Below are 18377 nucleotides of genomic sequence, written 5' to 3' on the forward strand. Positions count from 1 at the left end.
TCCCGACGCAACACCGTGGCGGTGTTGCTGACCATCGCCTTGAGCGCGTCGGCGGCCTGGTTGGATTTGGTTTCCTGCCAGAAGCGCAGCAAAGTCGAGAGCACCACCATGGAGAAAATCACGATGGCGGCTTTCATGTCTTCGGTCAGCCAGGAGATGACCGCGAGCAACGTCAGCAGCAGGTTGAACGGGTTTTTGTAGCAGTGCCACAGGTGGGTCCACCACGGCAGCGGCTGTTCGTGCTCGACTTCGTTGAGGCCGTATTGCGCGCGCCGTGCATCGGCTTCGAGTTCGCTCAGGCCATCGGTATGGCTGCCGAGGTTGTTCAGCAGTTGGCCGGTGTCGCTGTTGGCGGCACTCACCAGGGTTTGCGCCAGGGTGGGCGGCACCTCGCGGCTGACCGTGGTGTCAGTGAAGTTTTCCAGCAGCGCCAGTCGACGGAAGTGTCGGGCGATGTGACGGGTGCGCAGGAATCCGGCGAAGAATTCTTTGAGCAGGGTCAGGTTCATGGCAGTTCCCCCAGGGTCAGCCGGGAAACCTTCAAGCAGGCGTGTCGATGCGCCGCGATGACGACACAAAGTCGAACATCACGCACGGTTCAGCGTCGATGAGCGGGACGTCGGGACACGGACCAGGACTGGCCGCGATCGGGATGCCGCTGCTCGCTTTTCGGCGAGACAACGGCACAAAAGACTGTGCGTTATCTTGCCGGGAAGGTGCCGGTTATCGAAACCGGCCGACTACTGTCACTCGAACAAGTACCCACTGTGGGTCTCCGCTATTGATTGAAAACGCGCGAAGCTTACGCCCCGATTTCTGGAGAGTAAACCAAGCAAAGGCGGGTGGAGGGGGAATCGCGGGGTTCTTCAGGAAGGGTTCAGGATTCGGGATTTGTGGTGCTATTGAGGGCCCTATCGCGAGCAAGCTCGCTCCCACATTTGATCTCTGTCTTACACAAAAACTGTGTTCACCGAAGATCTATTGTGGGAGCGGGCTTGCTCGCGAAGACTGACTATCAGGCGCAAGGAATCTTAGCTGGCAGTTGCCAACAGTAAATCCATCACCGACCGCCCATGCCCACGTGCCTTGCCATGGTCATACATCGAACCGGCAATCTCATCCGCACGAATCGGCAGGATCGACAGCAAGGTGTCGCTCAAGCCGTGGCTGGCCTGGCAGAAGCCCTGCATATAGATACCGGCCTTGCAGCGCTCGTCGGTGATCAGTTTGTAATTACGGTCGACCTCGAAGTCACCCAGGTATTGCTCCAGCGGCGCCAGCAGTTTGCGGTGCATCTGACGCTCGTAACCGGTGGCAAGTACCACGGCGTCGTAATGACGGACGGTGACTTCGCCAGTGGCGTTGTTGCGTACTGCCAACTCGATGCCTCGCTCGGTGGCGGTGGCATTTTCAATGGTGGTCAGGGTGCGGAACGCATGGCGCGCGATACCCGACACTTTCTGACGATAGAAGATGCCGTAGATGCGTTCGATCAGGTCGATGTCCACCACCGAATAGTTGGTGTTGTGGTACTCGTTGACCAGTCGCTCGCGCTCGCTGCTCGCCTGCTGGAACACCAGGTCAGTGAACTCCGGCGAAAACACTTCGTTGACGAACGGGCTATCGTCCGCCGGTTTCAGGGCCGAGCCACGCAGGATCATGTCCACCTGCACCGACGGGAAGCTGTCGTTCAAATCGATGAACGCTTCCGCCGCGCTCTGCCCGCCGCCGATGATTGCGATGCTCATCGGCTGGTTGTTCACGCACGACTGCTTGGCCATCTGCGCCAGGTACTGGGAGTGATGGAACACCCGGCTGTCACCCTTGAGCGCCTTGAAGGCTTCGGGAATGCGCGGTGTACCGCCGGCACTGACCACCACCGAACGGGCGGTGCGAACGTGCTGCTGGCCTTGGGTATCGCGCGAGATCACCCGCAGCGCTTCGACCTGCTGGTTGTGCAACACCGGCTCGATGGTCAGCACTTCTTCGCCGTAGCGGCTCTGCTCGGCAAATTGCCCGGCGACCCAGCGCAAGTAATCGTTGTACTCCATGCGGCACGGATAAAAGGTGCCCAGGTTGATGAAGTCCACCAGACGGCCGTGGTGCTTGAGGTAGTTGACGAACGAGTACGGGCTGGTCGGGTTGCGCAGGGTCACCAGGTCCTTGAGGAAGGAGATCTGCAACTCACTCTGGGTCACCAGGGTGTTGCCGTGCCAGCGGTAGTCGGCCTGCTTGTCAAGAAACAGAACATCCAGCTCGCCCTGACTCGGCCCGCGTTCTTGCAGAGCGATGGCCAGCGCCAGGTTCGAAGGGCCGAAACCGACGCCGATCAGGTCGTGAACGATGGGCGATGCAATTGCCTGTGTCATTTCCAGTGTCCTCTGGATGAACCCCCGAAGCAGCGGGGAGTAAGCCTAAGTGACCTGACCGGCCTTGAGCAGGACAGCAGATCGTCTGTTGAAGGGAACGAGGACAATGAAAAAAAATTTAATGCAGCTTGATTGATCGGGTCGGATCAATGGGCATCCCATTGCAGCATCCGCACCCGGCAATGCTTCATCGCATTGACGATGTGTTTCTCCACCAGGGCCCGGGAAATGCCCAGGTGTTCGGCGATCTCCGGGTGCGACAGGCCATCGATCTTGCGCAGCAGGAAACTCTCGCGGCACAACCGTGGCAATTCCGCCAATGCACGCTGGAGCATCTCCAGGCGTTGGCCGTGATCGAGGCTGTGATGAGGGGACGGGGTGAAGTAGCGCTCTTCGTTGTCGAGCACTTCCAGCGATTCGACCTGACGCAGGGCATTGCGCCGATGGTCGTCGATCACCAGATTGAGCGCGGTGCGGTACAGGAATGCCCGAGGCTGCTCGATCGGCGTGTCGCTGGACCGCTCCAATACCCGCAGATAAGCGTCATGCACCACATCTTCGGCCACCTGACGGTTGCCCAGCTTGGCGTTCAAAAAACACACCAGCTCGCGATAGTAGTTTTCCAACATGACTCCCGGCCGCAGGGGTGCGGTTTCTGTCCTTGAGCCAGACCGGCGACCGCCGAAATAGGCAGTGGCACGATAGTGGCAGTTCGAGGTGCGTAATTTATAGTAATTCTCATATAGATTTAAAGTATTGCTTCACCTTGCCTGACAAATAGTCAAGATCGAGCGGCTGCACACTGCATCATCTGTAGGAGCTGTCGAGTGAAACGAGGCTGCGATCTTTTGATCTTGTTCTTAAAAAATCAAAGTCAAAAGATCGCAGCCTCGTTTCACTCGACAGCTCCTACAGGTGTTACTCCATATGTCGAGGGCTAAATCCCCCGGTACTTTCATCGTTTACAGGACAGCTTCCCGTCTCTGTCGGCCCTCCGACAGCGCTCTGCTGTTGCCCGATTTTGTGCGCAGGCTGAGCGACGGGCCGATATTCATTGGCCGGAACCCTGCATGAAACGTCCCCGACAGACCCGACGCGCCCTGCTTGTAGCACTTTGTCTGATCCCCGTTATCGCCGTCGCCGCCTGGCAGATCATCCCGCCCGGTCGAGACCAGTTCGCCACCGTCCAGGTCACCCGTGCCGACATTGAAAGCAGCGTCACGGCCTTGGGCACCCTGCAACCTCGACGCTATGTCGACGTGGGTGCCCAGGCGTCCGGGCAGATCCACAAGCTCCACGTGGAAGTCGGCGATGTGGTGCAGGAAGGTCAGTTGCTGGTGGAAATCGATCCGTCCACGCAACAGGCCAAACTCGACGCCGGGCGTTTCTCCATCGAAAACCTCAAGGCACAGCTGCAGGAACAACGGGCGCAGCACGACCTCGCCCGGCAGAAATTCCAGCGCCAGCAAAACCTCAAGGCCGGTGGCGCCACCCGCGAAGAAGACGTGCAGACCGCCGAGGCCGAACTGCGCGCCACCCAGGCCCGCATCGACATGTTCCAGGCGCAGATCCGCCAGGCCCAGGCCAGCCTGCGCAGCGATCAGGCGGAACTGGGTTACACCCGAATCTATGCGCCGATGAGCGGAACCGTCGTCGCACTCGACGCCCGTGAAGGCCAGACCCTCAACGCCCAGCAGCAGACGCCATTGATTCTGCGCATCGCCAAGTTGTCGCCGATGACCGTCTGGGCCGAGGTGTCGGAAGCCGACATCGGTCACGTCAAACCCGGGATGACGGCCTGGTTCACCACCCTCAGCGGTGGCAACCGTCGCTGGAACAGCACCGTACGGCAGATTCTGCCGGTGCCGCCCAAGCCGCTGGACCAGACCAGCCAGGGCGGTGGCAGCCCCGCCAGTTCGAGCAAAAGCGGCAGCGCTCGCGTGGTGCTGTACACCGTATTGCTGGACGTCGACAACGCCGACAACGCGCTGATGGCGGAAATGACCACGCAAGTATTCTTCGTCGCCGAGCAGGCGAAAAACGTCCTCACCGCGCCCATCGCGGCCCTGCAAGCCGGCACTGGAGCGGAAAACCAGACGGCACAAGTCGTCGCCAAAAACGGCCGCATCGAGCAGCGCGACGTGCGCACCGGCATTAGCGATCGCCTGCGGGTGCAGATCCTCGACGGCTTGCAGGAAGGTGATCACCTGCTGATCGGTCCGGTCGACGGGAGTGGCGGCTGAATGCTGACGCCCCTGATCGACCTGCACGACATCCGCAAAGCCTACGGTGGCGGCGATTCACCGGAAGTTCACGTACTGCGCGGCATCGACCTGTCGATCCATGCCGGGGAATTCGTGGCGATCGTCGGTGCCTCCGGCTCCGGCAAGTCGACGCTGATGAACATCCTCGGCTGCCTCGACCGCCCCACGTCGGGCGAATATCGCTTCGCCGGGGAAAACGTCGCCGCACTCGACAGTGACGAACTGGCCTGGCTGCGCCGCGAAGCCTTCGGCTTTGTGTTCCAGGGCTATCACCTGATCCCGTCCGGTTCGGCCCAGGAAAACGTCGAGATGCCGGCCATCTACGCCGGCACTCCGGCCGCCGAACGCCACGCCCGCGCAGCCGCCCTGCTCGACCGCCTCGGCCTGGCCTCACGCACCGGCAACCGTCCGCACCAGCTCTCCGGCGGCCAGCAACAACGGGTGTCCATCGCCCGCGCGTTGATGAACGGCGGCCACATCATCCTCGCCGACGAACCCACCGGTGCCCTCGACAGCCACAGCGGCGCCGAGGTCATGACCCTGCTCGACGAACTGGCGAGCCAGGGCCACGTGGTGATCCTCATTACCCACGACCGAGAAGTCGCGGCACGGGCCAAACGCATCATCGAAATTCGCGACGGGCTGATCATCAGCGACAGCGCCCGGGACAATCCCGAAGCGCAGACCTCGGCTAACCCTGGCGCGCTGCAAGCAGTGGATCTGCGCAAGCGCCTGACCGAAGGCGCCGAAGCCACCGGGGCCTGGAAAGGCGAACTGGTCGATGCGGTGCAAGCCGCGTGGCGGGTGATGTGGATCAACCGCTTTCGCACCGCGCTGACGCTGCTCGGAATCATCATCGGCGTCGCGTCGGTGGTAGTCATGCTGGCCGTCGGTGAAGGCAGCAAGCGTCAGGTGATGGCGCAAATGGGCGCGTTCGGCTCCAACATCATTTACCTCAGTGGCTCGTCACCGAACCCGCGAACGCCGCTGGGCATCGTCACCCTGGATGATGTCGCGGCGGTGGGAAGCCTGCCGCAAGTGACACGGATCATGCCGGTCAACGGCCAAGAGGCCGGGGTGCGCTTCGGCAACCTCGACCACTTGAGTTACGTCGGCGGCAACGACACCAATTTCCCGGCGATCTTCAACTGGCCGGTGGTGGAAGGCAGCTACTTCACCCAGGACGATGAACACAATGCGGCGGCGGTCGCGGTGATCGGCCACAAGGTGCGGACCAAGTTGCTCAAGGACGTCGCCAACCCGATCGGCCAGTACATCCTGATCGAGAACGTGCCGTTCCAGGTGGTCGGCGTGCTTGCCGAAAAAGGCGCCAGCTCCGGCGACTCCGACAGCGACGACCGCATCGCTATCCCCTATTCCGCTGCCAGCGTGCGGCTGTTCGGCACCCACAACCCCGAATACGTGGCCATCGCCGCCGCCGATGCGCGCAAGGTCAAAGAGACGGAAAAAGCCATCGAGCAATTGATGCTGCGCCTGCACAACGGCAAGAAGGATTTCGAGCTGACCAACAACGCCGCAATGATTCAGGCCGAGGCACGCACGCAAAATACGCTGTCGCTGATGCTCGGCTCGATTGCAGCGATTTCGTTGCTGGTGGGCGGGATCGGCGTGATGAACATCATGCTCATGACCGTGCGCGAACGCACCCGCGAAATCGGTATCCGCATGGCTACCGGTGCCCGACAACGCGACATCCTGCGCCAGTTCCTCACCGAAGCGGTGATGCTTTCGGTGGTCGGCGGGCTCGCCGGAATCGCCCTGGCACTGATCGTCGGCGGCGTGCTGATCCTCAGCGAAGTCGCCGTCGCGTTCTCCTTGATAGCGGTACTCGGCGCCTTCGGCTGCGCCCTGGTCACCGGTGTTGTCTTCGGCTTCATGCCGGCCCGCAAAGCTGCCCGACTCGACCCGGTCACGGCCCTTACCAGTGAATGATCGATCTATGAAGCCGCAACTCAGCCTGCTGACCCTATGCCTGTTGCTCGGCGCCTGCGGCAGTCCCGCCCAGCGTCCGGACAGCGGCCTCCAGCCGCCCGCCGCCTGGCAATCGCCACACACTCAAAGCGCTACTCGCAGCAACCTGCAATGGTGGACGCAGTTCGGCAGCCCGGAGCTTGATCGCCTGATCGAACAGGCCCGGGTCGGCAGTTACGACCTGGCCGCCGCCATCGCTCGGGTGCGCCAGGCTCAGGCCGATACGGTCGTCGCCGGCGGCACGCTACTGCCTGAGGTCACGGCCGCCCTGAATGCCAATCGCCAGAAGTTGCTGCGCGGCAACGGCTACAGCCAATTGGATGCCGACAGCAGCAACAAGGCCGTGGATTACTTCGACGCCAACCTCAGCGCCAGTTACGAAGTCGACTTCTGGGGCGGCCAACGCGCCTCCCGCGACCGTGCGCAATTCGGCTTGCAGGCCAGCGAATTCGATCAGGCGACAGTGGAGTTGACGCTGCTCAGCGGTGTGGCCAACAGCTACGCGCAAAGCTTGTCGTTGCGTGAGCAAAGTCGCATCGCCGAGCTGAATCTGGCGAACGCGCAAAATGTATTGAAACTGGTGCAGACGCGTTTTGACTCAGGCTCGGCAACCGCGCTGGAACTGGCGCAGCAGAAGAGCCTGGTCGCCGCGCAACAGCGGCAATTGCCGTTGGTGCAGCAACAGGCTCAGGACGCACAGATCAGCCTCGCCGCCCTGCTTGGCCGGCCGGTGCAGGAATTGTCTTTGGGTCAGGAACGCTTTGATCAACTGTCATGGCCGACCATCGCAGCGGGCGTGCCCAGTGAACTGATCAGCCGTCGCCCGGACATCGCCCGCGCCGAAGCGCAATTGGCCGCCGCACAAGCCGACGTCACCGTCGCCCGCGCCGCCATGTTGCCGGCCGTAACCCTGAGCGCAGATATCGGCTCCGGTGCCGACCGCGCCGCCGACATCCTGCGCAACCCTTTCTACAACCTCACCGCCGGACTGCTCGCACCGGTCTTCAACAATGGTCGCCTGAGCGCCGAGCGCGACAAGGCCACGGCCCGTCAGGAAGAACTACTGGAGACGTACCGCGGGGCGATCATCAATGGCTTCGCCGATGTGGAAAAAGCGTTGAACAGCATTCGCGGTCTGGACGAGCAGCGGCAGTGGCAAGGTGAAGAGCTGAACCAGGCGCAGACGGCATTCAACATTGCGCAAAGCCGTTATCAGGCCGGTGCCGAGGATTTGCTGACGGTGCTGGAGACACAGCGCACGCTGTATGCGGCGCAGGATTTGAATGTGCAGCTGCGGTTGTCGCGGTTGCAGGCGAGTATTGCGCTGTACAAGGCGCTCGGCGGCGGGTGGCAAGCGTTGTAATTTGCGGCGCCAGTGAATCCGCCATCGCGAGCAAGCTCGGCTCCCACAGGGTTTTATGTGTGCCGCATATTTTGGGCACGACGCATAACCTGTGGGAGCCGGGCTTGCCCGCGATTGAACGATAACGCGGTCTTATTGATTAACTGGTAATCGGTTTGGCCTTCAAATGCCGCGCATACCAAGGCCTCTGCGGCACTTTGCGGAACAGATCCGCCAGTTTCTTCTCGTCATCACCAAAGGTAATCCGCAACGCCAGCTTCATGGTTTCCGGGTCCATCTCCACCGACTTGCCGGCCTGTAACCCCGGCGTGGTGCTGCAACCATGGGTGCTCGGGCCGAGCCACGGGTCGTCGATCTCGACCCAACGCCCAGGCGCAAACCACGCCACGCCATTGACCTCGAGCCGACTGACCTCCCCCGGATGAAAGCGCTCGTGCGCCCGGAACCAGTCTTCCAGTCGATCATCGATCCAGCCGTGAAAATGCCAGAACACCGGGTTTACATGAGACGAAAACGGATCGCCGAGGAAGTCATTTTCCGGCGCATACCAACGCGCGGAAAAGTCCGCCGGATCCCGGGCAAAGGGCACGGGCTGGCCGTTTGACGGATCACGCGGCACCGAGGCCCAGCGCATGTGCAGCCAGTCGTGCAGCCCCAACTCCACCTCTGAGCCGAACTGACCCAAGGTCAATTTCGACAGATAACGCGGATCCCGGTACTGCGATTCCCAGACCTGGAAATTGCTGTGGTAGGTCTCGGCGGTCTTGATGTCGCTGACCCATTGCGAGTACTCGGCATCGTCGTCGGCCAGCCAGGTAGGTGGCAGCGCGGTGCCGTCATGGTTGTCGAAATAACGGGCGAACCCAACGCGATCACGCGCCAGTTCCGGCTGTGGCAATGGGAAGTGTTGCCAGGACGGCAAGTCCTGCAGGGAGCGCGCCTTGCCTAGCATGTGCCGGTGCATGAAGAAGAAATCCACGCCTGAGCCGTTACGATCCTTGCGCGCGCCACGCGCATCACGCTCCTTGTCGCGCGGGCCAGGCTGCCAACCAATGCCGCGCAGGGCTGCGTGTTTGTCTTCGGACAGCGTGTGCCATTTGTCCCGGGAGGCATGCCAGAGCTGGTGAAACAGCCGATGCTCGGGTGAAACCAGCCAGGCCAGCAGCGTCGGATTGAGACCGGTTCGCTCGCGGGCTTCGGGGAACACGCGTTTAACGGCAATGAAGCGATTGTCCTGGGCGGTCAGCATTAGCGGACGGTCCAGATTCACCACCCGACCACTGAGGGTGCCGCTGCCAGCATTGCCGAAACCGGCCCAGACTTCGTCCAGCAACAGGCTGAATTCGTAATCCGCTGTGCCGCTGGCGCTGAGCAATCGCCAGCTCAATTGCGTCGGTTTGGCGCCGGCCAGATCGCCGAGCACCCGGTAACGCGGCGTTTCGTTCGAGCGCAAACGCTCGGCGGTGTCGAGGAACCCGCTCAAACCGCGACCTTTGTGGCCGATGTCGAGGAACACCTCCAGCCCGTCCCGTGGCAGTCCTTCGATGCCGGCGTCAGGCCCCTCGAAACGGATCTGCCAGACACCGCGCAAGGTGTTCGCCAAGTGCTGGCTAGCGACATCCGCGACATCGAATGACGCTTCGCCGGGGGTGATCGTCGGATCCGCTATCGTCCATTCACGATGCCCATAAAAAGCCGCAGGCACGGCGGCGCCGGTCAGCGCCAGGCCTGCCATGAACCATCGTCGAGAAATCGTCATTGCCCTACCTGTGTCAGCCATGAAGCAGGCTTTATCCAAGCTAGAACGTTTGTTGCCCTCCGAAATTTATGGTGCCTCGAAAAGATCGTCCGAACGCGGCCCGAACCTTCGGCAGCTCCTACAGGTGTACGCAGCCCCAATGCAGGAGCTGCCGAAGGTTCGGGCCGCGTTCGGACGATCTTTTCGGGGGAGATCTAAATTTCCTGGTCGGTCACTCGTTCTTCCCAGATAGCTAAGGCCCCTGTGCCTGCACCCAACGGCGAACCTGACTGAGACGGCAATGACAAAACCACGTTCGAAAAAGGCTCTTTACATCGGCCTGCCGCTGGCCCTGGCGATCAGCGCCGGTGCAGGCTTTGCGGCCTGGGATTACTGGTTCAAGGATAATCCCGGGTACCCGGTCAAGGTGATGAAACAGGCCGATGAGCTGCACGAGCGGATCCTCTCCTTCGACAGCCACGTCACCGTCCCGCTGGACTTCGGCACCGCCGGCAATGAAGCGGACAAGGACGGCACCGGGCAGTTCGACCTGGTCAAAACCGGGCGTGGACGGTTGTCCGGCGCGGCGCTGACCATCTTTGGCTGGCCGGAAATCTGGAACGGTGCCAACGCCCCGCACCGCCCAACCGCCGGTTTCGTCGACGAAGCACGGTTCGAGCAGGAAACCCGCTACAAAATCATCAGCACACTGGTTCGCGACTTCCCCAATCAGGTTGCCATCGCCTACACCCCCGACGACTTCCGACGCCTGCATGGCGAAGGCAAGTTCGCGATCTTCATGAGCATGCTCAACGCCTATCCGCTGGGCAACGACCTGAACGCCCTGGACAAGTGGGCAGCCCGCGGCATGCGCATGTTCGGCTTCAGCTATGTGGGCAACAACGCCTGGGCTGACTCATCCCGGCCGTTGCCGTTTTTCAACGATTCCCGCGACGCCCTCGGCGGCCTCTCGGAGATTGGCCAGCAGGCCGTGCACCGCCTCAACGACCTTGGCGTGATCATCGACGTTTCGCAGATGTCGACCAAGGCGCTGGAGCAAGTTGCCCAGCTGAGCCGTGCGCCGATGGTCGCGTCCCACTCGGCACCGCGAGGGTTGGTGGACATCCCGCGCAACCTCAGCGACCAGGAAATGCAGCTGATCAAGAACAGCGGCGGCGTAGTGCAGATCGTCGGTTTCCCGACCTACATCCGCCCACTCAGCCAGGCCACCCAGGACAAACTCAACGCTCTGCGCGCACGCTTTGACCTGCAACCGCTGCAAGGCCTGGAGATGGCGCTGATGCCGGGGGACCCGGTGATCACCGTCTGGTCCGAGCAACGTTTCGGCGAGTACGCCAGTCAGCTCTATGCCATCGTCGACGAGGAGCCCAAGGCCACGCTCAAGGACTACGGCGACGCAATCGACTACGCGGTGAAGAAAATCGGCATCGACCACGTCGGCATCAGTTCCGACTTCAACGACGGCGGAGGTCTGGACGGCTGGAAAGACGTCAGCGAGGCACGCAACGTAACGGCCGAGCTGATCAGTCGCGGCTATGGCGAAGCCGATATCGCCAAGCTCTGGGGCGGCAACTTCCTGCGGGTCTGGGACCAGGTGCAGAAGTCCTCCAAACCTGTGGCGAAAAACTGACCCCCTCTTTTGCAAAAGCGAACCGAGCTCATGACCAACCGTCGTTCATTCCTCAAGCAGGCCGGTATTCTCGCGGCCGGCCTGCCCCTGGGTGCTGCCGTGAACCTGCCGGCGCTGGCCGCCCATCCGGCGCCGCTGCCCAAGGATAAATGGGCGCAACTACGCCAGATGTTCAATCAGGACCCGGACTACCTGCACTTCGCCAACTTTCTGGTGACTTCGCACCCAAGACCGGTGCGTGAAGCGATCGACATGCACCGCGCCAACCTCGACCGCAACCCCGGCCGGGCCATGGACTGGGACCTGGGGGAAACCGAAAAACGCGAGCAGGAAGTGCGCGTCTGGGCCGGTCGCTACCTCAAGGCCAAGCCCGAGCAGATCGCCCTCACCGGCAGCACCACCGAAGGCCTCTCACTGATCTACGGCGGTATTCATGTGCGCCCCGATCAGGAAATCCTCACCAGCGAACACGAACATTACGCGACGAACTATGCCCTGGCTTACCGCCAGCAAAAGGACGGCGTCAAGGTTCGCAAGCTCAAGCTGTTCGAGGACAGCCACAGCATTTCCGTGGATGAAGTGCTGGGCTCGATTGCCAAAGGCATTCGCCCCGAAACCCGAGTGCTCGGCATGACGTGGGTGCAATCGGGCAGCGGCGTGAAACTGCCCATCGGCGAGATCGGCAAACTGGTGGACGAGCAGAACCGCAACCGCGCAGAAAAGGACCGCATGCTGTATGTGGTCGACGGCGTCCATGGCTTCGGCGTCGAGGACCTCGACTTCCCCGACATGCACTGCGATTTCTTCATCGCCGGCACGCACAAATGGATGTTCGGCCCGCGCGGTACCGGGATCATCTGCGCCCGTTCGACCGAGCTCAAGGACGTGACGCCGACCATCCCGACGTTCTCCGAAGCCACCACTTTTTCAACCACCATGACCCCCGGCGGCTATCACAGCTTTGAGCATCGCTGGGCCCTGAATGAGGCTTTCAAGCTGCACCTGGACTTGGGCAAGGCCGAGGTGCAGGCGCGCATCCACGCGCTCAATACCTATGCGAAAAACCGCTTGCTGGAACACCCGCAGATCGAGCTGGTGACGCCAAAGAGCCCGGACCTGTCGGCCGGTTTTACCTTCTTCCGGATCAAGGATCGGGACTGTGAAAAAGTCGCCGCCCAACTGATGGAAAACCGCGTGGTCTGCGACTCGGTGGACCGCGACGTCGGCCCGGTGATCCGCATCGCCCCCGGCCTGCTCAATACCGAGAACGATATCGACCGTTTCATGGCGCTGCTGAGCAAGACCTCCTGACGCCATGACGCAGAACCCTGTGGGAGCGAGCCTGCTCGCGATAGCGGTGGATCAGTCACCATCAATGTTGAATTTGATGGCCCAATCGCGAGCAGGCTCACTCCCACATTGGGCCTGGCGTGACACCCGTTTTTTATATCGAGATGATTCATGAACCGTGATCTGCTGACCCTGCCGCTCAAGGCACTCACACTGACAGCCCTCATGGCCGGCCTGCTGCCTGTTACCGCGCAAGCCGCGGCACCCGCGCAACCGGGCAAAGTGTTCAAGGACTGCCGGGACTGCCCGGAAATGGTCGTGCTGCCCGCCGGCACCTTCACCATGGGCACCCCCGATGACGAAGTCGGGCGCGAGCCTGATGAAAGTCCGATGCACGAGGTGACCTTCGCCAAGCCGTTCGCCATGAGCCGCTTCCAGGTCACCGCCGGTGAATGGGACAGCTACGTGCGCGAGAGTGGCGTGACCATCGCCAATGGCGACACCCGGCCGGGTCGCGAGTGCGTCGCCAGCAAGCCGCGCTATCCGCAAAGTCCGCGTCAGCCGGCGGTGTGCATGAACTTCGATGACGTGAAGAACTACGTCGCCTGGCTGTCGAAAAAGACCGGGCAGACGTACCACATGGTCAGCGAAGCCCAACGCGAATATGCCGCGCGCGGCGGCAGCAAAGGGCCGTTCCCCTTCCCGTTCGATGAGGGCAAGGAATACAGCATCGCCAAGCACGCCAACACCTATGGCCCGGCGGACGGTTACAGCTACAGCTCGCCAGTGGGCAGCTACCCGCCGAATGCCTTCGGCATGTACGACATGCATGGCAACGTTTACGAATGGGTAGAAGACTGCGAACACCCTGATTACGTCGGTGCCCCCACCGATGGCAGCGCCTGGGTCGAGCCCACTTGCGAAGCCGTGCGGATTCGCGGCAACGACTGGGGTGAAGCACCGGTGTTCTCCCGCTCCGGCAACCGCAACAGCCAGTACCCACAAGAGCGCGGCGACTGGATGGGATTCCGTATCGTGCGTGACCTCTAAGACACACCCCCAATCCTGTGGGAGCGAGCTTGCTCGCGATGACTGCATCACAGTCGATAGATATGTCGACTGTCAGTCCGCTATCGCGAGCAAGCTCGCTCCCACAGGGTCATGTGTTTGAGTCGCGATCGCCGCCAGTCGGCGCCCTTCTAAATTAAGCCTTCCACCAGACGTTCTACTGGGTATCTGCCTTTACGACCCAAGGAACTGTCTTCCATGACCCAGCCTACCCGTGGCGCCATCGGCGAATTGTTCGCCCTGTTGAAACCCTTTCGGCTCATCGTCGCCGCATCCATTTTCCTGGGCATGGTCGGCGGCCTGAGCGTCACGGTATTGCTGGCGACCATCAACAACGCCCTGCATTCGGACACCGGCCTGACCCAGGGCGTGGTCGCCCTGTTCGCCGGTCTGTGCCTGCTGGCACTGGCCAGTTCGATCTGCTCGGACATTGGCACCAACTATGTGGGTCAACACATCATCGCCAAGCTGCGTAAACAGCTGGGTGAAAAGGTCCTGTCGGCACCGATCGAACAAATCGAGCGCTATCGCAGCCACCGTCTGATTCCGGTGCTGACCCACGACGTCGACACCATCAGCGACTTCGCTTTCGCTTTCGCGCCGCTGGCGATTTCCGTCACCGTGACCCTGGGTTGCATGGGCTACCTGGCCATTCTGTCGTGGCCGATGTTCCTGATCATGGTCGCTGCGATCCTGATCGGCACGGCGATTCAGGCCTACGCCCAGAGCAAAGGTGTTCAGGGTTTCATGGCCGCCCGGGAGGCCGAAGATGAGCTGCAAAAGCACTACAACGCGATTGCCGAAGGCGCCAAGGAATTGCGCATTCATCGTCCACGCCGCCAGCGTATGTTCGTCTCGGGCATCAAGGCTACGGCGGAATTCATCTGCAACACCCAGGTGCGTTCGATCAATACGTTCGTCATTGCCAAGACCTTCGGCTCGATGCTGTTCTTCGTGGTCATCGGCCTGGCCCTGGCCCTGCAAACCTTTTGGCCAAGTGCCGACAAAACCGTGATGAGCGGCTTCGTGCTGGTGTTGCTTTATATGAAAGGCCCGCTCGAGCATTTGATCAGCACCCTGCCCATCGTCAGCCGCGCGCAGATCGCCTTCCGCCGCATCGCCGAATTGTCGGAGCAGTTTTCCACCCCGGAACCTCATCTGCTGCTCAGCGATAAAGGCAACGTCAAGCAAGCAGTACACGAACTGAAACTGGCCGATGTACGTTTCAGCTTCCCGGCTGCCGAAGGTGCTGCACCGTTCCAGCTAGGGCCGGTCAACCTGACGATCAAGCAAGGCGACATCACCTTTATTGTCGGCGAGAACGGGTGCGGCAAGACCACGCTGATCAAACTGCTGCTGGGCCTGTACACGCCGCAGCAGGGTGCAATCCACGTCAACGGCGAAGTGATCGACGCCGCCAACCGCGATGACTATCGCCAGTTGTTCACCACCATTTTTGCCGACTATTACCTGTTCGACGACGTGGTCCAGGGCGATACGCACATCCCCGAAGACGCCAACAAATACCTGCAACGGCTGGAGATCGCGCACAAGGTCAGCGTCAAGGACGGCAACTTCACCACCACCGACCTCTCCACCGGCCAGCGCAAACGCCTGGCCTTGGTCAATGCCTGGCTGGAGGAGCGTCCGGTGCTGGTGTTCGATGAATGGGCGGCCGATCAGGACCCGACCTTCCGCCGGATTTTCTACACCGAGCTGCTGCCGGACCTCAAGCGTCTGGGCAAGACCATCATCGTGATCTCCCACGATGACCGTTATTTCGACGTGGCGGACCAACTGGTGCGCATGGAAAGCGGACGGGTCGTCACCGAACTGGCCCCCGCCTGAAACAGAAAACCGAGGTCTGTGTAGCAGCTGGCGAAGCCTGCGTTCGGTTCGGGCCGCGTTCGGACGCAGCAGTCGCCAATTCAGCTCACGAGGTCTTCCTGATGCACCGCGGATTCTGGTTTTACGACTGCTTCGCAGCCGAACGCAGGCTTCGCCAGCTGCTACATAGATCGCGTTGCGGCGGCCTTCATAAATTTATTTAACGGGTTTCTTTCCGGTTTTACGTTCGCGCTGCGTCTAATAATCATTCCTATTAACAAAAACTCTGCACAACACTTTTTCAGGAGCTCAGGTACGTAATGCGACCTCAAACACGCCGCACACCTCTCGCGCTGGCCGTACAGCGCCCGACTTTGCATCGCACCCTGTTCACCAGCGTACTGCTGACCGCCACCTTGCTGGGGAGCTCGATGGCCAATGCTGCACCGGTAAAAGTGAACATTGCAGGTCAATCGCTTTCCAACGCGCTGACCGAACTGGGCATGCAGACCAACCTGCAAATCCTCTACAGCCCGGATCAGGTTGCAGGGATCAAGTCCCGCGCGGTGTCCGGTTCACTGGAACCGTCCGACGCCCTCGCCGCCCTGCTGAAAGGCACCGGCATTTCGTTCCAGATCAGCGGTAATACCGTCACGCTGGTATCCGGCGGCGGCTCGAGCCTGCAACTGGGCGCAACCACCATTTCCGGCCAGGCCCTGGGCCTGACCACTGAAGACACCGGTTCCTACACCACCGGCGCGACCACCACCGCGACCAAGCTGCCGCTGACCCTGCGTGAAACGCCGCAATCGGTGACCGTGGTGACGCGTCAGCAAATGGACGATCGCGGTGTACAAAGTGTCGGCGACGCCTTGCGCAATACCCCCGGCATTTCGTCGCAGAAGTACGACAGCGACCGTACCGAGTTTTCCGCCCGTGGCCAGGCCATTACCAACTTTCAGTACGATGGCGTAAACACCATCTACGACGGTGTTTACGGTGAAAACCCAAATAACAGCGACGACACTGCCAGCCTGGACCATATCGAGGTCATCAAAGGCGCTACCGGCCTGATGACCGGCACCGGCGACCCTTCCGCCACGGTCAACCTGATCCGCAAGAAGCCGACCAAGGAATTCAAGGCCTCGGTCAGCGCCACCGCCGGCTCGTGGGATAAATACCGCGCAGAAGGCGATATTTCCGGCTCGCTGACCGATTCCGGCAACGTGCGTGGTCGCTTCGTGAGCACCTATCAGGACGCCAACTCTTACCTGGATCATTACAGCCAGAAAAAAGACCTGTTTTACGGCATCCTCGAAGCCGACCTCACGGACGACACCCTGCTGACCTTCGGCATCGACAAATCCAGCGCCACCCCGCGCGGTACATCCTGGACGGGTAACCCGACGTACTTCTCCGATGGCGGCCGTACCGACTTCTCTCGCAGTTTCAACCCAGGCGCCGACTGGAGCCGTCGTGATTTCGAGAGCACCACTTACTTCGCCTCGCTGGAACAAGCGCTGGCCAATGACTGGAAACTCAAAGTCAGCCTGGACCAGAAAACTACCGATCACGACACCCAACTGGCCTCGGCCAGCGGCGGCAATCCGGACCGCACCACCGGTGAAGGCATGTTCCTTTACTGGGGTCGCTGGGAAGGTCATCGCGTGCAGAACACCGCTGACGTAAACGTCTCCGGCCCGTTCACCCTCGGCGGTCGCGAACACGAAGTGGTTGCCGGAGTCATGGCATCGCACTCGCGCCAGACCGGCTCGACATACGACACCAGCGCCTTCGAAATGGTCCCGGGCAGCATCTATGACTGGGAAGGCAATCTGCCTAAACAGGAGTTCCCGAAAAACGGCAAATACGAACGCACCCAAAGCCAAAACGGTATTTACCTGGCCACGCGCCTGCGTCCGACCGACGATCTGTCGTTCATCCTCGGCAGCCGTTTGAGCACCTTCAAGTACAACGAGGATTACTCCTACTATCCGGGCGGCACCCTGAGCGACACTCACGCCAGCTACAAGGAACATGGCGTCGTCACACCGTATGCCGGCGTGGTCTATGACCTGAACGATACGTACTCGGCCTACGCCAGTTACACCAATATCTATCAGCCACAAATCTATAAGGACGCCAATGGCTCGACCCTGGAACCGGTGGAAGGCAACGCCTACGAAACCGGTCTGAAAGCGGCTTACTTTGAAGGCAAATTGAACGCCAGCCTGGCCTTCTTCCGCATCGAGCAGGACAACGTCGCCGAATCGATCGGCACTAACCCGGTCACCAACGAAGGCATTTACAAAGCCATCGACGGCGCTACCACCAAAGGCGTGGAACTGGAACTGGCGGGTGAACTGGCCGAAGGCTGGAACCTGTCCGCCGGCTACACCTACGCCCGTACCCGTGACCAGGATGAGCAACGCATCTTCGGATACCCGCTGTCCACTACCCGGCCGGAACACCTCGTGCGTACGTTCACGACCTACCGTCTGCCAGGCATCCTGAACAAGTTCACCGTCGGTGGCGGCGTCAGCTGGCAGAGCGCTTTCTACGGCAAGATCTACAGCCCTACCGTGGGCGACTACACCCAGATCAAGCAAGGCGGCTACACCCTCGTGGACCTGATGACCCGTTACCAGGTCGACGAACACCTGAGCTTCACCGTCAATGCCAAAAACGTATTCGACAAGACGTACCTGACGGGCCTGGGCAACTTCGATACCACGCTCTACGGCGAGCCACGTAACCTGCAACTCACCGCGAAGTATGATTTCTGAGTTGCTGAGCTGAAATGAAAAATGCCCGT

12 protein-coding genes are annotated in these 18377 nt (G+C 61.0%); 8 read left to right on the forward strand and 4 right to left on the reverse strand.

The genetic code is table 11. From position 1 onward, the window contains the following. The 3 genes from WLY71_RS05025 to WLY71_RS05035 form a co-directional block, all read right to left on the reverse strand. A partial coding sequence (locus WLY71_RS05025; RefSeq protein WP_347802723.1) for a cation-transporting P-type ATPase occupies positions 1-509 on the reverse strand: 509 nt, incomplete at its 3' end. A 522-nt stretch (positions 510-1031) separates the two neighbouring features. Next, positions 1032-2369, reverse strand: a complete 1338-nt coding sequence (locus tag WLY71_RS05030; protein ID WP_347802724.1) for a lysine N(6)-hydroxylase/L-ornithine N(5)-oxygenase family protein — start codon at positions 2367-2369, stop codon at positions 1032-1034. A 146-nt stretch (positions 2370-2515) separates the two neighbouring features. Continuing rightward, positions 2516-2998: a sigma-70 family RNA polymerase sigma factor gene (locus WLY71_RS05035; RefSeq protein WP_046048427.1), complete on the reverse strand. Its 483-nt coding sequence runs from the start codon at positions 2996-2998 to the stop codon at positions 2516-2518. Positions 2999-3439: 441 nt separating this feature from the next. On the opposite strand from WLY71_RS05035, the gene WLY71_RS05040 reads away from it, so the two are divergent. Genes WLY71_RS05040 through WLY71_RS05050 form a run of 3 tightly spaced genes read left to right on the forward strand, consistent with a single transcriptional unit; the run spans position 3440 to position 7988 of the window. Then, complete coding sequence (locus WLY71_RS05040; protein WP_347802725.1) at positions 3440-4612, forward strand: efflux RND transporter periplasmic adaptor subunit; 1173 nt, start codon at positions 3440-3442, stop codon at positions 4610-4612. After that, positions 4613-6586 (forward strand): MacB family efflux pump subunit, encoded by a 1974-nt coding sequence (locus WLY71_RS05045; RefSeq protein ID WP_347802726.1) that lies wholly within the window; start codon positions 4613-4615, stop codon positions 6584-6586. A gap of 7 nt (positions 6587-6593) precedes the next feature. Then, positions 6594-7988, forward strand: coding sequence for an efflux transporter outer membrane subunit (locus WLY71_RS05050; RefSeq protein WP_347802727.1), 1395 nt, complete (start codon positions 6594-6596; stop codon positions 7986-7988). A gap of 139 nt (positions 7989-8127) precedes the next feature. On the opposite strand, the gene pvdP is transcribed toward WLY71_RS05050, so the two are convergent. Further along, a complete protein-coding gene (gene pvdP / locus WLY71_RS05055) occupies positions 8128-9747 on the reverse strand; it encodes a pyoverdine maturation tyrosinase PvdP (RefSeq protein ID WP_347802728.1) in 1620 nt (539 codons plus the stop codon). Between the two features lie 280 nt (positions 9748-10027). Between pvdP and pvdM the strand changes: the two genes are divergently transcribed. From pvdM to WLY71_RS05080, 5 genes are all read left to right on the forward strand, one after another. Continuing rightward, positions 10028-11377 carry a pyoverdine-tailoring dipeptidase-like protein PvdM gene (gene pvdM / locus WLY71_RS05060; protein ID WP_347802729.1) on the forward strand — a complete coding sequence of 450 codons (1350 nt, stop codon included), beginning with the start codon at positions 10028-10030 and terminating at the stop codon, positions 11375-11377. Between the two features lie 30 nt (positions 11378-11407). Then, entirely contained in the window at positions 11408-12688 is a 1281-nt protein-coding gene (gene pvdN / locus WLY71_RS05065; protein ID WP_347802730.1) for a pyoverdine-tailoring periplasmic protein PvdN, read from the forward strand. Positions 12689-12838: 150 nt separating this feature from the next. After that, positions 12839-13717: a dihydropyoverdine dehydrogenase gene (pvdO, locus tag WLY71_RS05070; protein WP_347802731.1), complete on the forward strand. Its 879-nt coding sequence runs from the start codon at positions 12839-12841 to the stop codon at positions 13715-13717. Between the two features lie 216 nt (positions 13718-13933). Beyond that, positions 13934-15583, forward strand: a complete 1650-nt coding sequence (locus tag WLY71_RS05075; RefSeq protein WP_008152240.1) for a cyclic peptide export ABC transporter — start codon at positions 13934-13936, stop codon at positions 15581-15583. 299 nt (positions 15584-15882) lie between these two features. After that, positions 15883-18348: a TonB-dependent siderophore receptor gene (locus tag WLY71_RS05080; RefSeq protein ID WP_347802732.1), complete on the forward strand. Its 2466-nt coding sequence runs from the start codon at positions 15883-15885 to the stop codon at positions 18346-18348. Positions 18349-18377 lie beyond the last annotated feature (29 nt).

It is taken from the genome of Pseudomonas rossensis (genome assembly GCF_039888995.1).
Lineage (GTDB): Bacteria > Pseudomonadota > Gammaproteobacteria > Pseudomonadales > Pseudomonadaceae > Aquipseudomonas > Aquipseudomonas rossensis.

What these genes read in the sequence shown, in the direction of transcription:
- WLY71_RS05075 (WP_008152240.1), top strand. Translation starts at nt 13,934, where the DNA reads ATGACCCAGCCTACCCGTGGCGCCATCGGCGAATTGTTCGCCCTGTTG.
- pvdO (WP_347802731.1), top strand. Translation starts at nt 12,839, where the DNA reads ATGAACCGTGATCTGCTGACCCTGCCGCTCAAGGCACTCACACTGACA.
- WLY71_RS05035 (WP_046048427.1), bottom strand. Translation starts at nt 2,998, where the DNA reads ATGTTGGAAAACTACTATCGCGAGCTGGTGTGTTTTTTGAACGCCAAG.
- pvdM (WP_347802729.1), top strand. Translation starts at nt 10,028, where the DNA reads ATGACAAAACCACGTTCGAAAAAGGCTCTTTACATCGGCCTGCCGCTG.
- WLY71_RS05030 (WP_347802724.1), bottom strand. Translation starts at nt 2,369, where the DNA reads ATGACACAGGCAATTGCATCGCCCATCGTTCACGACCTGATCGGCGTC.
- WLY71_RS05080 (WP_347802732.1), top strand. Translation starts at nt 15,883, where the DNA reads ATGCGACCTCAAACACGCCGCACACCTCTCGCGCTGGCCGTACAGCGC.
- WLY71_RS05050 (WP_347802727.1), top strand. Translation starts at nt 6,594, where the DNA reads ATGAAGCCGCAACTCAGCCTGCTGACCCTATGCCTGTTGCTCGGCGCC.
- WLY71_RS05045 (WP_347802726.1), top strand. Translation starts at nt 4,613, where the DNA reads ATGCTGACGCCCCTGATCGACCTGCACGACATCCGCAAAGCCTACGGT.
- pvdP (WP_347802728.1), bottom strand. Translation starts at nt 9,747, where the DNA reads ATGACGATTTCTCGACGATGGTTCATGGCAGGCCTGGCGCTGACCGGC.
- pvdN (WP_347802730.1), top strand. Translation starts at nt 11,408, where the DNA reads ATGACCAACCGTCGTTCATTCCTCAAGCAGGCCGGTATTCTCGCGGCC.
- WLY71_RS05040 (WP_347802725.1), top strand. Translation starts at nt 3,440, where the DNA reads ATGAAACGTCCCCGACAGACCCGACGCGCCCTGCTTGTAGCACTTTGT.